At 69.0% G+C, this 16,398-nt stretch carries 6 protein-coding genes and 1 pseudogene; 2 read left to right on the top strand and 5 right to left on the bottom strand.

All coding sequences use genetic code 11. The features are described from left to right. Positions 1–590: transposase domain-containing protein (locus ABZT03_RS30075; RefSeq protein ID WP_356045104.1), on the bottom strand; the 590-nt coding region annotated here is incomplete at its 3' end. A gap of 380 nt (positions 591–970) precedes the next feature. Here ABZT03_RS30075 and ABZT03_RS30080 point away from each other — a divergent pair. Next, entirely contained in the window at positions 971–1,555 is a 585-nt protein-coding gene (locus ABZT03_RS30080; RefSeq protein WP_356045106.1) for a nucleotidyl transferase AbiEii/AbiGii toxin family protein, read from the top strand. 422 nt (positions 1,556–1,977) lie between these two features. Here the strand turns inward: ABZT03_RS30080 and ABZT03_RS30085 are convergent, their stop codons facing one another. From ABZT03_RS30085 to ABZT03_RS30095, 3 genes are all read right to left on the bottom strand, one after another. Continuing rightward, positions 1,978–2,388 (bottom strand): hypothetical protein, encoded by a 411-nt coding sequence (locus ABZT03_RS30085; protein WP_356045109.1) that lies wholly within the window; start codon positions 2,386–2,388, stop codon positions 1,978–1,980. A 75-nt stretch (positions 2,389–2,463) separates the two neighbouring features. After that, positions 2,464–2,976, bottom strand: a complete 513-nt coding sequence (locus tag ABZT03_RS30090; protein ID WP_356045111.1) for a hypothetical protein — start codon at positions 2,974–2,976, stop codon at positions 2,464–2,466. A 52-nt stretch (positions 2,977–3,028) separates the two neighbouring features. Further along, positions 3,029–10,852 carry an RHS repeat-associated core domain-containing protein gene (locus ABZT03_RS30095; RefSeq protein ID WP_356045114.1) on the bottom strand — a complete coding sequence of 2,608 codons (7,824 nt, stop codon included), beginning with the start codon at positions 10,850–10,852 and terminating at the stop codon, positions 3,029–3,031. Between the two features lie 297 nt (positions 10,853–11,149). On the opposite strand from ABZT03_RS30095, the gene ABZT03_RS30100 reads away from it, so the two are divergent. Continuing rightward, on the top strand, positions 11,150–15,568 hold the full coding sequence (locus tag ABZT03_RS30100) for a ricin-type beta-trefoil lectin domain protein (protein WP_356045117.1): 4,419 nt from the start codon (positions 11,150–11,152) through the stop codon (positions 15,566–15,568). 97 nt (positions 15,569–15,665) lie between these two features. Here the strand turns inward: ABZT03_RS30100 and ABZT03_RS30105 are convergent. Next, a pseudogene (locus tag ABZT03_RS30105) lies at positions 15,666–15,984 on the bottom strand (IS5/IS1182 family transposase); the annotation flags it as partial. Positions 15,985–16,398 lie beyond the last annotated feature (414 nt).

The raw sequence follows: 16,398 nt of genomic DNA on the forward strand, positions 1-16,398 counted from the left end.
AGGGACACCAGGACCGCCCGGGCCAGAGCCTGCTCTCCGGTGCGCAAGCCTCCCATCGCAGCATCGAAGACGGCGTGGGTACCGCACTCCACCAGCCCGACCATCCGCAACTGCGGGTAACCGACGTCCCGTTCACCACGCCCGGAGCGGGGCGGACGGCCGAACGCCTCCACGTTCGCCTTCGTGTCGGGCAGGTCAAATGTGGTGCCGTCGATCGCGGTCAGCCGCCAGTCGCGGTAGAAGGCGCCCCGAGTGTCCGGTGTCGCAACCGGACGGCACACCCGCGCGAACAACTGCCGCAACGGCGCCACCCCCAGCCGGGACCTGGCCTTCCAGATCGCCGCCGTACTCGGCACCACCCACGACGTACGCCAACGCCGCGCACCCTGCAAACCCGCGGTCAGCAGCCGGGCGACCTCCTCATAGCTCTCCCCGGAGAACAGGCACATCGCCAACACGAAGTAGACCACCAGCCGGGCCGGCAACAGCCGGCTCCGCTGCTGCACCCGACCCGTCTCCGCCAACACCTCATCCACAAGCGACTGAGGAAACGCCTGTGTCAGCACCCCGACCGCGACCCGGTCCGACAACCGCTCACCAGATGACTTCAACTGACCCGCTCTTGCCACGCCAACAACAACGACCGGATTGCCCCTAAGTTACCGGTATTGAGGTTAGGCCCTGACCAGCGCGTTCGTCTCTTTCAGCGCTGTCAGGGCCTTCCCTGCTTACGCGGCGGAAAGTCCCCGAGAAGTCCCTGGGACAGGCTTGAAAGTCCCCGAAAAGTCCCCAGGAAATCTCACGGGACGGAAGCCTGACCTGGGGGTTCGAGACTTCCTCGATCACTGTTCCGATCCGCCCTGAGCGCCGACCGCCGTCAGGATGTATCAAAAGCACGACTAAAGCTCCAACTGAACGTCAGCTTCGACGACCCCGTCACCCCCGGACCATCGACTTCCCGCAGCAGCTCATGGCGGACAGCTTCCAGATTCTCGGCTACCCACTCGCCACCGTCATCGCCGAAAAACTCTCCACCGCAGTCTCACTCGGCGACCTCAACACCCGCGACCGCGACTACGGCGACCTCTGCCGCCTGCTCAACCTCAACGACCTCGACGGCCAGGAACTCACCACCGCACTGACCGCCACCGCCTCACACCGCGGCATCATCCGGCCACGCCATGGCCATCCCGAAGGTGCCCGCCGCCCCTGGAAGTCACCCAAACGCCAGCTGTTGGGTCCGAACACCTACGGGCCGCCTCCACAGCTCGAAGCCCTCAGTTTCGACGCAGAAATGCAGGCCCATGCGCAGCGGTTCAGGCCAGGCGGGTTCCTCCATAGCGGGCACAGACCACCGGGCCGTAAAGGCGCGTTGATCGTGGGATTGTCCGGATGGCACAGCCCTGCGGCCCCAAGCGCGTCTGTGACGCACGGCAGGCCGGGGCCCATTTGCACAATCGCTGCCCGCTTGGCCGCCAGATGGCCATCACACCGAACGCGCAGGGCCCTGGCTGACCGGCAACACAGAGCAAAAGGCCAGTTCACGGCCCTGTGAACCGAAACGCCCACTGCCAGTCGATTCGCGCGGAGTTCGGCCTCCGGAACACCGGACGCCGAGGCCAGCCGCGCGACATCCGTGCGGCGGTGATACACCAGCCGGGTCAGCAGCACGCCGAAGCTCGGATGATCCGCCAAGTCGACACCTCATGTCTCAGGCTGGGAAGGACCCGAGAGGCTGGGAACCCCGCCCCACTCCTCCGGCATGAACTGCCCGGAGGCACCAACACCCTGTCGGTGCCGATCCAGTACTGGCAGATCTGCCTGATGTCCGGATCGACCAGATCATCATCCCCGGAGCCGGTCGCGACAAGGGGCTCGCCCTCCGCCAGACACCGCACGATCGCGTCCAGAACCCCACTCTCCTGAGCGCCACGGATCCCCCTGGTCGCCAACGGATCACCATTTCATTCCGCGGCATCACCATTTGAATCGCTCCCTGAAGCCGGCCAGGGTCTTCCACAACGGATCCGTGGGCTTCAGTTCGGTGGAGCCCGTCACTTTCCCGTCGGCGTCGCGCTCGACCCTGGACAGCAGGATTCCGTACTCGTACTCCTCCTCGATCAGCACATGCCCCGCGGTGTCATGGCAAACGCGCCTGCCGTGCGGGACGTTCTGACGGTACGTGGTCTCCTCGGAAAGGCTCCCGTCCGCATGCCAGTCGCGGGCGACGCCCTCCTGCCTGCCGTTCACGTAGCGGATCTCGGAGATCCGCCGGCCGTCCGACTCCTCGTATCCGATCCCCGTGAACAGCTCGCCCCGGTACGTGTAGGTCAGATCCTCGTCGAAATCGAGGTCGTCGTCAGGAACCTCGTCGGGAACCTCATTCAACTTCCCGCACCCGATCCCCTATCTGCTATCTGCCGGCAGCACGCATCGAAGTCCTCAGCCGCCTGTACAAGCACTTCAGCGCCGCTTCGCCCGCTTCCTGACCCGGTCGATCAACTTGGCGTCGAAATACTCGAACCGTTCGCGATCAGGGTCCACCGCGTCGAGGATCATCCGGGCCATCGACGCACGACCTGTCGCGTATTCCTGGTAGAGCGTCCAGATACCCTCGCGAGCCGCGATCTGGCAGTCGATCTCTAGCTCGGGCGCACCCGCCTCGACCTCCGTCCAATGGGACTCACCCCCGATGCACGAGATCAGCTCGTCGAGCAGACGGACATGCACCGCCTCGGACGTCTCCTCGTTCAGCGCCGCCACGATCATGGACGTCACCGGTACCGCGACCTCGAAAAGGAGCGACTGAATGTAGACATGCCCCTCCAGGGAAGCGGCCGCCATCTCCTGCGGCGTATCCGCCGTAAGCAGACCAGCGAAGGTCTCGGGAATGTGCGCGCCCGTTTTGCTGCATCCGCAGCGCAAGGAGGCCCAGTCCACACGCTCCGCCTGGATCAACGACGGCCTGACAGTCATGCCTGCACCCCTAGCGCCTTCTCCCGCTGCTCCTGGACACCGTACAGACGCGTCATCTGTTGTCCCACTCGCCGGGGTGCATGTACCAGGCGCCCGGTTCGACGTCCTCCGGAGTCAGGTACGTCTGGCAGACCTGACAGATGGGCATCTCGTCCCAGATCTCCTCTTCTCTGTCCCAGAAGAGAGCCCTGGTGAGCATCACGCGATTCGCGTCACCGCCAAGGGCGTTGATGACATTGCCCTCCGCGCAGTAGCCGCAGCCGGACGAGGCGACGGCTATCTCACCGGTTTCCGCGTTGTAGCCCGCGGTCCAGGTCTTCTTGGCGAGTGCGGCGCTCGCCACCACGCCGTCTCCGTTCGGGAAGAGTTCGCGTTCCGCCACCCGGTCACGCATGTTCCGGGCCCCGGCGAGTCCGTCCTCAATGCTCGTGCCACGCGGCAGGCGGCTCTTGCTGACGATCGCCGCCGACGACGCTTTCGAGCCGGTATTGCCCTTGCGCACGGGTGCACGGGAGTCCCGTGCGGACGGCTTCGTTCCCGAGGCTCCCGTCTGTGGGGCACTCGGCTTCGCCGCCCCCGCGTCCGCCTCCTCCGCCCGTGCCTGCGCGTTCGCCCGCTTCATGGCCACGAGGTCCGCCATGTCGGCCGCCGCCTCGTCGACCGCCTTCGCGCCCGCACCGGCGGCCGCCGCCGCGTCCCCCTCCGCGGCCCGCACGCCCGCGCCCTCCAACGAGCCCGCGACGTCGCCCTCGACACCGCCTTCCACGGCTCCGGCGGCTCCGCCACCCCCGACGCCGCCGGAATAGGCACCGCCGGCGGCGTCGCAGGACTCCTGGTGACCGGAGCTGCCGCTCAGCCAGAACGTGCAGTTGGCGAAGTCGTACGGCAGCATCAGGATCGAGTCGAGCACCGCCGTGAACCCGTGCGGGTCGATCTTCTCGTTCGGGTTGGCGTGCGGCAGTTCCTGGGCCGCCGGGACGGTCGAGGACGGCGAACTGCTGCTACCGCTGGAGGTGCCGGTGGGCGCAGGTGCAGGGGACGGCGACGGCGTCGGCGTGTTGCAGTCGATGACGCACGGGTTCTGGCCGGGGTAGTTGTACCAGTCGTCGAACCCGGTCGGGTCCGAACTGGTCGCCGGATTGTCCGCCGCGTACGTGTACCCGCCCATCTGGTTCGGGTCGCCCGCCTGGAAGAGCGGGTCCGGGGTCACGAAGCGGCCCAGTGCCGGATCGTAGTTCCGCGCCCCCAGCAGGTCCAGCCCCGTCACCGAGTCCGCCGGCTTGCCCAGGAAGCCGTGGTTCTCGTCCGCCGACACCCACCCAGACGGCTTCGAGCCGCGCGGGTTCCCGTACGGGTCGTAGTAGCGGCGGGTGACCGCCAGGTCGTCTGCGGCCACCGAAGTCGTCGCCGTGCCCTGGGAGTTGGCGACCTGGTACCAGACGTCACCCGAGCTGGAGCGGGTCACCCGCGTGCCGTCCGGGCCCGAGTAGTAGCGCAGCGCCGTGCACGTCTTCGCGGTCACGTCCAGCGTCAGCTGCTCCGCGCCGCCGAAGAGGTACAGGATCCGCGTCTTGTCGGTGCCGCCCACCGACGCCGTCTGCTCCAGCAGGTTGCCGTCGGCGTCGTACAGGTACTTGCTCGTGCGGGCCATGGTGCCGGAGGGGGTCGAGACCGTGGCCGTGCGGCCCTCCGCGTCGTACGTGAACGTCTGCGTCTGGCCCACCGGCAACGCGCCCGACGTGATCGTCGACCATGTCTGGCCCTTGCCGCCGCACGTGGTCAGCGTCAGCTGGGTGCCCTTGGTGGCGCTCGCGCTCGGGTCGGTCAGGCACAGGGTGGCCTTGGTCGCGTTGACCAGCGTTCCGGTCGAGGTCACGCGCCACTTCTGGGTGGCGTCGGTGGAGCAGGTGTCGGCCACCACGCCGGTGCCGGACGCGGTCGCGTTGCCCGCGGTGTCCAGGCAGAAGCCGCCCGCCTTGACCGTGCCGTCGGTGCCGATCGCCCACTTCTGGGCCGCCGCCGTCGTACTGCACGTGTCGACGTCGACCTTCGCGCCCGAACCGGTCTCCTCGACGCACAGCTTGCCGCCGCCGGAGAGGGTGAAGCCGGTGGCGATGAGGCCGGTCGTCTTCGTGGCGCGGCTGACCGTGTTGCCCGCGTTCGTGCCGGCCGCGTCCGTGTACGACGGGGTCTGCGTCGCCGTACCCGTGCCCGGGTTGGTGGTCGTGGTCGCGCCCGCCTGGTCGGGGTGAGCGACGGAAGCCGTGGCGTCCGCGCCCGGGTACGACGTCGACTGCGTCGTGTCGGCCGCCGCGTTGCCGTTGGGGTCGTGGTCGACGAGACCCGTGCGGTCGCCGAGCAGGTCGTAGGTGTACGTCTGCCAGTACGGGGCCGGGCCGCCGACCGTCTTCGTCTTCACCGGGTCCGCGCTGGTCTGTACGGACGCCGTGGTGCAGCCTCCGACCGCGCCCACCGGCGCCGTGCCGGAGCCGGTGATGCCGGCGGTGTCCGTCCAGGCAGCGGTCAGCCGCTGGAAGGAGTCGTAGGCGAAGCACTGGGTGTCGTGGGTGGTGTTGTCCTGGAGGTCGTCGGTGGCAGTGAGTTCGCCGGCCTGGTTGTAGCGGTAGTTGACGACGTCCAGGGCGGTGGTCGACGTCTGCGCCATGCTGCTGGTCTGCGTGGTGCGGCCGGTCGTCACGTCGTACTGCGCGAAGGTGGCCAACTCCTTGCCCGTCGGCCCGTAGTTGGCCTGGAGCACCCGGCCGAAGGGGTCGTGGACCGTGCCGTCGAGGTAGGAGGGCGTGTTGGCGGCGTTGATGTAGCCGCCGAAGCCGTCCAGTACGCCCTGGAGGGTGTAGCCGTAGCCGATGCGCTCGGTGGGGAGGCCGCCGTCCGCCTGGTACTCGGTCGTCGCGAGCAGGCCGGTGTTGGGGGTGTACGTCGACGACAGGGTGTATGTGACCGTGCCGCTGTCGGTGCCCGCCTTGCCCGGGAAGCCGTCGGCGGCCGGGATCGTCAGCGACGAACCCAGCGGCTGGTAGGCCGTGTTGTAGCCGGTGACAGCCTCGGTGTACGCGCTGCCGTTCGCCCCGCCGACGTAACGCGTCGAGGAGGTCGGGTAGCCCTTGGCCAGAGTGTCGTACACCCGCGCGGTCTGCTGCTTGGCCGGGTCGGGCGTGGCGGACCAGGGGGCCGCGTACTCGGCGGTGATCCGGTTGTCCCAGTCGTAGGTATACGACAGGACCTGGCCGCGCGGGTCCGTGGCCTGGAGGAGGTTGCCGAGGACGTCGTACTTGTCGAAGGTCGTGGTGCCGGTGTTGGGGTCGGACTGGGAGGTCTTCTCGCCGAGCAGGTCGTACTTGTATGACCAGGTGTTGCCGGCGCTGTCGGAGACCGAGTCGATCTGGCCGGCGGGCGTGTACGTGTAGCGGGTGGTGGCGTCGGCGGCCGGGACCGCGCCCGCGGTGCCCTGCTTCCACAGCGCCGTGCTGCCATCGCTCGCGACGACGGCGAGCGTCGAGTCGTTGCCGATCCGCAGGGTCGCGCCGGTGGTCGCCGTCAGGCCGGTGCTCCACTTGGAGGTGCCGGAGGCGGTGTAGACGGCCAGGTTGCCGTCGGTGCCGAACTGGGCGTAGGCGCCCGGGTTCCCGCTCGTGCCGCTGGACCAGAGGGTCTTGCCGCTCGCGAGCCCGGTGAGCACCAGGTTGCCGTCGGCCTGCATGGTCAGGCGCACGCTCGCCGAGGTCAGCGAGGTACCGGACGGGATGATGCTGCCGCCCTTGAGGGTGACCGTGGCGCCGGTGTTCTTTACCACCGACTTCACGGTCTGGCCAAGTGCGTTGGTGAAAGCGGCCATTGAGGAGCCGCCGGCCGGAGGAGTCGTGTCGGTCTCGTCGGCGCCCGGGTAGGCGATGGAGGTGCTCCACTGCTTGACGGCCTGGTGCCACAGGGTGCTCGTGGTGGCGCGGCCCTGGCCGTCGTACGTGGTGGTGGTCTCGGCGGGGATCTCGTTCTCGTTGGCCGCGTAGAGGGTGGCCGACGGGGCGTGGTCCGGCTCCGAGTAGCCGGCGTAGGAGGCGCTCGGCCAGCCGTGGGAGTCGTAGAACGTGTCGGAGATGATCCGGCCGGAGTCCGAGTCGCCGTCGGCGGTCGTCTGGACCTGGCGGGGCTGGAGCATCCCGTCGTAGATGCTGACGGACGTCGAGTAGGTGCCGTCCTCGCGCAGGGTGCGCGTGGTGACGGAGGACGGGTCGCCGGGCTGGGTGACGGTGCCGCCGGGGGCCGCGACCGCGCCGGGGTTCACCGAGTACGCGAACGTCATGTCCGCGCTCTGCGTCGCCCTGTCGCGGCCGGGCAGCCAGACCGCGGTACGGCGGCCGAGCGCGTCGTAGGTGATGTCCGTGACGCGGTTGTTGACGTCGACGTTCTCCAGCGGGAGCCCGCGCAGCGGGTCGAGCGTGGAGGTCACCTTCCAGGTCTGGTGCTGGATGGAGGTGATCTTCGTCGGGTTGGTGTTGCCGCCCGAACTCATCCACTTGGGCGAGTAGTCGGTGTGCGTGGCGTTGCCCCCGGCGTCGACGGCGTCGGTGACGCGGCCCGCGGTGTCGTACGAAATGCCGCTGGTGGTACGCCAGTTCTCGGTGCCGTCGGCGGCGAAACCGGTGGCGATCTGGGTGCCGGTGACGCGCGGGTGGGTGACGCTGCCGTAGGTGCCGAGGTCGGTGACGGAGCCGTCGCCGTCGCCGTCGTAGTAGATCTTCTTGTCGGAGAGCAGGGTGTCGGTGCCGGCCTTGGTGCCGCAGGGGCCGGAGACCGTGGTGATGCGGTCCGGGTAGGCGAGCAGCATGCTGTTGCCGGTCGCGGACGGCGGGGCGGCGTAGCCGGTCGTGACGCACTTCTCCTGCGCGGCCACCGAGACGTCCCCGTGCGAGTCCACGGACTGGACGCGGCCCTGGTCGTCGTAGGCGGTGTCGCTGCGGGTGTGCCGCCAACTGCCGTCCGCCAGCAGGGAGTAGCCGTTGGTCTGGGCGGACTTGATCCGGCGGGCGGTGAGGTCGGGCAGGGTGGCCGCGGACGGCTTGGTCTCGCCCGGGTTGTCCTCCTGCGTCCAGGCCGTCCAGGAGCTGCGGCCCTTGTGCGCGGTGGTGGTGAAGTCGAACGGGCCGTTGACGGTCGAGGCGTTCACCTTGCCGCCGGACGCGGTGTAGGTGTCCGACTGCAGTGCGGTTCCGGCGAGTTGGTCGGCGTCGTCGACCGTCTCGGCGGTCTTGCCTCCGACCGTGGCGGCCAGGCTGACCGAGCGGCGGCTGCCGTCGGCCTTATAGTCGCCGTCCATGCCCTGGAGGTAGGTGGTCGTCTGCTGGGTGACCGGCTCGGGCGCCTGGCCGGTGCGCACGGTGACGGTGCGGAAGCCGCGGAACTGGTCCCAGGTGCGGTACTGGTCGTCGGTCAGGTCGGAGTCGTCACGGTGCCAGGCGGCGCCCGCGTAGGCGTAGGTGAAGACGTGCTTCTCGGAGCCGCCCGGGATCTTGGAGGCGTCCGGGTTGTACTGCGCGGCGACGGTCAGGTCGGCGACGGTGACGCTGTGGACGGTGGTCTTGTTGAACCAGTCGGCGATCGGCTTGGAGGCGCCGGGCACCGTCCAGTACACGGGATAGCAGGAGTTGGTGTTGGCGTCGGCCTTCTTGATGTCGAGCGACCTGCCCGCGCACGGGTTCTGGTCGTACTCGACGGTGATCGACTCGCCGGTCTCCGTCTGCACGTTGGAGATGCGCGGCCGGTAGAGCGGCGGCGCGGACGGCGAGTCGTCGTCGACCCGGTTGTCGATCTCGGTGCCGGTGAAGGAGACCTGGTTGAGGGCGATGTCCTTGTTACCGTTGCCGTAGGTGTCCTGGCCGGTGTGCCGGATGCCCTGCAGCCACATCACGGCCTGGAGCGAGCCGGCGTCCTTGGGGTCGACGGTGGTGCCGGTGACCGGGTCGACCGAGCCGCCCGCGTCGGAGTACACCTGCTTGAGGTCGTAGGAGTCGACCGGGACCAGCTTGTCGGTGTCGCCGTCCTTGAGGTGCACCTTGGTGGTGATGGTGTCCAGCCGGGTGGTGGACCAGAAGGTCGGCGCGGAGGTGACGCACACGTCGGTCGGCACCTTGGTGGCGTCGTCCGGCAGCTTGACCTTGTCGGTCGAGTCGCAGTGCAGGTCCCAGGGCACGTCCGGCCAGTGCGGGGCGGTGTTGTCGTCGAGATTGCCCGCCGAGCAGTCGGTGAAGGAGGACGTCGTCTGGCAGCGCTGCTTCGACGCGAAGGCGACCTGCGCGGACGGGGTGCGGCCGGCCTGCTCGTCGTCGAGCGTGTAGCCGTACGAGATCGAGGTGAGCGCGCCGCCCCGGGTGTACGAGGTGAGGGTGCCAGTGTCGTCCTTGTCGTCGGTCGCGGCCGCCGTGCCGCCGCCGAGGTCGTAGTAGCCGGTCTCGGTCGTGTAGTCGTGGCGCTGCACGAAGCCGCTCGGGGAGACGACGAAGTCGAGGTTCCAGCGCCAGCCCTCGGGCTTGTCGCAGCGGGACTTCTTGCCGTCGGCGTCGCTGTGGCACGGGTCGGAGGAGCGCGGGTGCAGCACCGGGACGCCCCACGCGGAGTGCGTGGAGCCGTCGGAGTCACCGGAGACCGAGCCCTTTGTGCCGGGGCCGGACGGCGAGTGGTCGGCGCCGAAGTAGGCGGCGGTGCCGTCGGTGGTCAGGACCCGGAAGTAGGTACCGTCGTGCAGGCCGTTGGCGGCTCCGGACAGCTCCTGTACGACCGTGCCGTCGTCACCCTGGAGCCTGAACTCCCGTATCTCTCCCGGGAGTCCGGAGGACGCGGTCGGGACCAGGACACCGGAGTGCGAGCCGAAGGAGACGGTCGCGTTGGCGCCGCCCCAGCACAGGTCGCCCGAGCCCTTGACGATCTTCTTGCCGTCGGAGTCGAGCAGCGAACCGCAGGAGCGGTACTGCCGCTCCACGAAGCCCGGCTGATAGCTCCAGCCGTCACCGATCCAGGACGCCTGCGAGTTACGGGCCGAGGTCTCGCCGTCCACCGACTGCGAGTCGTACGACAGCGCCACCGAGGGGCCGGTGTCCCCGACGCCCGCCGGCATCTCGATCGGGTACGAGTACGTGTACGAGCCGGTGCCGGTGGCCTGCCAACTCCCCTCCGGAGTAAGCGAGGTGGCGGAGTAGTCGCCCTGCGAGCCCCGGCTGCCGGAGGTCACGGCGATCGCGGAGCCCGCGGTGGTGGTGGCGGTGAGCTGGTTGGCGGTGGCGCGGTTGACGGTCTTCAGGGGCGTGCGGGTACGGCAGTCGGCGCGCTCGGGCGTCGTCAGGGCGCAGGCCGGAAGGCGGGTGAGGGTGAGACGGGAGCCGTAGCCGCCGCCGTAGGCCTTGGCGACGGAGGAGTAGTCGACGACGACCTGAACCTTCCCGCTACGGGAGCCGGCCACCCCGACCAGGAGACCGGTGTCGGCGCCCGCCTTCAACGCCTGTGTGCGGGAGGCGAGTCGGACGCGCACCTTCGACGCCTTGCCCGACGATGCCAGCCAGACCGGTAGCGAACCCGCTTTCATCGGCTTGCGGTTGACGTCGACCGTGCGGGAACCGGCGTGCGGCCAGGTGGGTTTGGCCGCCGTGTAGCGGGTCAGCGGACGGAAGCCATGGGGGCGAAGGGTCTTCGGGCGGCTCAGATCGTGGTCGCCCACCGCCGGGGTCCCGGGCAGCGGCTTCGGCTTCCAGATGTCGCCGTGGAAGACGTACGGCCCGACACCGCTCTGCGCGACGGCACCCGTCACCAGCAGCGCCATCGCCGCGAACAGGGCGGAGACAAGCGTCAGCGTTCTTCGCACACCCACGTGAGATGTACCCCCGTATGAAACGGACTTGACGGTCCGTTGACTGAAAGGTCACGTGGTCGGCGTGATCCAAGAAAGCAGGCTAGGAATGACGTTGAACGAACCTCAAGACTCTTTGCCAATGCCATGACAATTACGTGATTGCTTTTGGCATTTCCTGTGTACGTTCTGTGCCGGGGGAGCGAACATCACCGCCGCACGCCGTAGCCGACGTACTGACCCGACGCCCGGCATGGCCGGGCGCGGATGGTCGCAGATCTCGTGTCTGCCCTGTCCGTCGTGCGAAGGAGTTGTTCCGTGCCGCCGTCATCCATCCGCAGACCAGCGGTGTTCTCCGCGCTCGCCACGCTGCTGCTGACCGCGCTCGCCGTGCCGGCCGGTGCGGTCGTGGACGACGAACCCGTCGACACCTCGGACCCGTTGCTCGCCGCCCAGGCGAAGGCGGTCGCCGACGGTACGTCCGTGCCGGTCGACGCGCTGACCAGTGAGACCGACACCGTGACCGCCGAGGCGGACGGTTCCTTCACCACGACGTCGTCGGTGCTGCCGGTGCGGGTACGGCAGGGCGGTGACTGGGTACCGGTGGACGCCACGCTCGTGGCGGGCGCCGACGGCACGTCCTCCCCCAGGGCCACACCCAGCGGCGTACGCCTGTCCGGCGGCGGCAGCGGGCCGCTTGCCACGCTCACGGACCCGACCGGACACAGCATGAGCCTGACCATGCCGTTCGCGCTGCCCGCACCACAGGTCAGCGGCGACACGGCCCTCTACGCCGCCGTACTGCCCGGCGTCGACCTGTCGGTGACGGTGACCGACCAGGGCGGATTCAGCGACGTGTTGATCGTGCATGACGCCAAGGCCGCGGCCGACCCGCGGGTGCGAAAGCTGGCGGTGACGACGGACACCGACGGGCTTGATCTGGCGGCCACTTCGGCGGGCGGCATGACGGCCAAGGGACCCGACGGCTCGGTGTCGTACACGAGCCCACCGCCATTGATGTGGGATTCGAGTACGACGGGCACGGACACCACGGCGTCGCTGAAGCCAGCCTCGTTCGCCCGGACGGCCGCCGCCGACCCCGCGCCGTCCGCCCAGGCCTCCTCCCCGGCAGGCCCCGGCCCCGGCGCCCAGATCGGCCAGGTCCCGATGACCACCACCGCCGACGGCATCACGCTCGCCCCCGACGCCTCGGTACTCGACGGCCCGGACACGCACTACCCCGTCTACATAGACCCCTTCGAGAACCCGGTGACCAGCAAGTCCGGCGCCTTCGACGAGGTGTACTCCAGCTCGGCCTGCTCCGACGCCCCTCAGTACAACAAGCCCCAGAGCAACGGCGAGGGCGTCGGCTACCAGCAGTGGGGCGGCGCCTGCGGGGTCGGCCTGGAGCGGTCGTACTACGCGGTCAACACCTCCGGTCTGGACCCGTCCATGACCGTCATCAAGGCCGAGGTGAAGGTCAGCACGACCTACGCGGCCAGCGTGGACTGTTCCCACGACCAGCCGATCACCCTGCACACCACCGGTGGCATCAACGAGAACACCGACTGGAAGCACCAGCCCGACACCCTCGACGACAACGGCTACCCGGCCGTGAAGACCACCGTCCCGAGCGGAGCGAACGGCAACAGCAACTGCTCCAACAGCACGGCCTCCTTCCGCGTCGACGACCAGATCCAGAAGATCGCCGACGGCAACAAAGGCACCTGGACCATCGGCCTGTACGGCAACGAGTCGAAGACGAGCTCCAACCTCGACTACCTGCGCATGTCGCAGGTCCTCACGCTGACCACGAACTTCGACATCCCGCCGGATGTCCCCACCAAGGGACGCACCACGCCCAAGCCGCTCGGCGCGGACGGCGACTGCGTCAGCAGCAGCACGGCGGTCGGCTGGATCGGCGCCACGACCTACAGCAACGCGGGCAGCAACATCCAGCTGCACTCCACCGTCACCACCCACATCTCCGGCGAGCACGCCGAGGCGCACTACCACGTCTGGGACCGCACCGACCTCGACGCCGACGGCAACCCCGTGGACAAGAGCACTCCGGACAGCGGCATGGTCGCCTCCGGCCAAGACGCAGACGCGCAAATCGGCTTCACCCTCAAGGACGGCCACGAGTACGGCTGGGACGTCTATGCCCAGGACAACTCCTCCATCAAGATGAAGTCGGCGGTAAGCGACCACTGCTGGTTCGACACCGACTTCACCCCGCCGCAGACGCCGACGGTCGCGGACAACAAGCACTTCCCGCCGGTCGGCAGCGGCGCGGGCGACACCTACGCGGGCCCCAAGGTCACCGCCGACTTCCCGGTCTCCGCGGCCGACAACACCCCCGCCGACACCTGCGACCCGGCGGGCTGCAAGTCCAGCGGCATCGACAGCTTCCTCTGGCAGCTCGACAGCCAGCCCACCGCCACCACCGGCACCCCCGCCAAGGTGACGTCCACCAGCGGCACCAGCGCCTCCGGTACCGTCACGATCCCGGTCACCGACTGGGGCGTGCACACTCTCTACGTCGCCGCGGTCGACCGGGCGGGCAACATCTCGCAGAATCCGGCGAGTTACACCTTCACCGCCCCCTGGGACCCAAAGACGAAGATCGCCCCGGGTGACGTGACCGGCGACGGCAGCCCCGACCTGCTCGCCACCACCAGCACCGGCGACCTGGAACTCGTCCCCGGCGACAGCGACCCGGCCCAGGCCCCCGCACCGGCCCAGGACGGCCCCATCGACTCCGCCCCGCCCGCGATCACCGGCCCGGTCATCGTCTCTACCGCCGCCGGCGCGCCCACCGGGACCTGGAAGGACTACCTGATCGCCCACCGCGGCAACCTGCACGGCGACACCCACGACGACCTGCTGGCGTACAACAGCAGGACCGACCAGCTGTACGTGGTGAAGAACGACCTCGACCCGAAGAACGACGCCGACTTCCCACGCACGCCGTACTCGACCTTCCCCGGCTTCGTCGGCCGCCGCTACGACGTCGTCACCAAGGACGACTGCGAGGCCACCGACACCGTCCCCGCCGCCCGCTGCGCCGGCGCCGGCTACGACCCGTCGAAGCCCTGGGACATCTCCCAGCTGGTGGTCGACGGAGACGTGTACGGCAACGCCGACCACCCCGCCGTGCTCACGGTGGAGGGCGGCAAGCTCTGGCTGTACCAGTCGTACGGCGTCAACCACCTCGGCCACCCGCTGCTGCTGGGCGACGGCGACTGGTCGGGCCTGACCCTGATCGCGCCCGGCCGGGTCGGCGGCACCTTCTCGGTCGACGGCGACGGAAACGGCAAGGTCACCGGCGGCACGCCCACCCTCTGGGCCCGCGACGACTCCTCGGGCGCCGTCTACACCTTCCCGATCGACGTCGACAGCGGCAGCCTGCTGCCCAAGCTGCTGCACGCCCCGGTCCACTCGCCGCTCGTCTCCGCGGTGAAGACGTCCTCGGGCGGCTCGATCTGCCTGGACGACGCGGGCGCCCACACCGCCGACCACTCCAAGATCCAGATCTACACCTGCAACAACGGCGCGTCCCAGCAGTGGACCCTGCACGACGACGGCTCCGTGCGCGTGCTTGGCAAGTGCCTCGACGCCACGGACGGCGGTACGGACAACGGCACCCTGCTCCAGCTCTACCACTGCAACGGCGCCGGCTCCCAGAAGTGGACAACCGGCACCTCCGGCAGCCTGGTCAACCCGCAGTCCGGCAAGTGCGTGGACAACCCCGGCGCCAGCACCACGAACAGCACCCAGGTCCGCCTCTACACCTGCAACAACTCCGCCGCCCAGAACTGGACGAGCAGCGCCACCGCGGGCTGGAGCGCCCACCCCGCCACGGGCCTGTCCGTGGTCCTGCGCAAGCGCGACTACCCCACGGTCGCCTCCCCCGGCGACGTCAACAGCGCCACCGGCGGCCCCGACGGCAAGCCCGACCTGTACGCCACCGACAACGCGGGCCAGCTGACCGAGTTCCCGGGCGCCAACCCGTCCGGCACCACGGCCGCCTTCGCCGACCCGGTCTCGCTCGGCACGGTGACCGACACGGCCACCCACCGCTGGAACCTCGCCGAGACCTCCGGCAGCACCGCGACCGACCCGACGGGCAACGCCCCCGCGACCCTCACCGGCGGCGCCGCCTTCGCCACCGACACCGACCGCGGCTCGGCCCTGAACCTCAACGGCAGCTCCGCGTACGCCGCCACGAGCGGCCCCGGCGTGAACACCGCAGCCGGCTTCACGGTCTCGGCGTGGGTGAAGCTCAACTCCGTCGCGGGCACCAACTCGACGTTCGTGTCCCAGTCGGACGCCCCCTCCGTCGGCGCGGCCAACGGCTTCCAGCTCTACTACTCCTCCGGAGGCGGTGTCTGGGCCTTCGGCCGCCACAACGACGACACCACCAGCACGGCCTTCACAGCGGCCTACGGCGCCAAGGCCGTGGCGGGCAAGTGGACCCACCTGGTCGGCGTCTACGACCCCGACGCCGACCAGCTCCTCCTCTACGTGAACGGCCATCTGTCCGCCACGAAGGCCTACGCCGGTACGACCTGGAACGCGGCGGGCCCCGTACAGTTCGGCCGCCGCCTCTTCCAGGGCGCCTACGGCGAATACGCGAACGGCCGCCTCAGCGACGTCCGCCTGTTCGCCGCACCCCTACCCCCGGCAGACGCGGCAGCGCCCGGCGGCAACCCGACCCTGACCCAGCTCGGCTGAGAGGACGAGGGGTCTGCCGCAGGTTCGGGTAACCAAAAATGTCGGTCACTTTGCGTGTTCAGCGTTGCCTGTCCTTGGCGAGGACGGCGACAGCGATTCACGTCATTCGATTCGGGCTGCACTTGGATCTGCGGTAGGGGCGCCCGGACTTCAGTTGGGCGACGCCCAGCCACGCCGACCGGTGTCCGCGCTGCAGACGGCGCACGTTTGGCGGTCTGTTGGGTGGGTGTGGAGTCGCGTCCCGGTGGGCGTCCAAGGACTGTCGTCACCCACGGGCCAGCTCTGTGTAGGCCAGTCGGCAAGGACGGGGACGCCTTGGCGCTCACAGATTCGGATGATCCGGTGAGCGCCAGCCGCGGTGAGATCGTGCGCACGGCTGGCGGCGCTGGCGAGATCCACAGCAGCCACCCGGCCGGGACTCATCGGTCATACGGCGGTAGCTTCGGTTCACGGCTGCGGCTCTACCAGGTTCCGGCTGCGTCCTCGTCGACAACCCGAACCTGGCTGGGGCCGTTGAGTGCCAACTGTTGCAGACTCAGAAGTCGCTCCACGACCAGGTTGTCGATCGTGCCCCAGGTGCAGCGCGTTGATCGTGGGATTGTCCGGATAGCACAACCGTGCGGCCGCAAGCACGCCTGCAACCTCACGGTGGCTGGGGAAGCCGTTGCACGATCTCTGCACGCTTGGCCACCACATGGCCACCACACCGAACCCGACAGACCCGAGCTGACCGCCAGCACCGAACAAAAAGCCAGGTCACAGCCCTGTAAACCGAAACGCCCACTACCAGTCGATCTCCGACCTACGCATTGCGATGCGTAGACCACAGG

The sequence above is a fragment of the Streptomyces sp. NPDC005574 genome (assembly GCF_040605435.1).
In the GTDB taxonomy this organism is placed as follows: domain Bacteria; phylum Actinomycetota; class Actinomycetes; order Streptomycetales; family Streptomycetaceae; genus Streptomyces.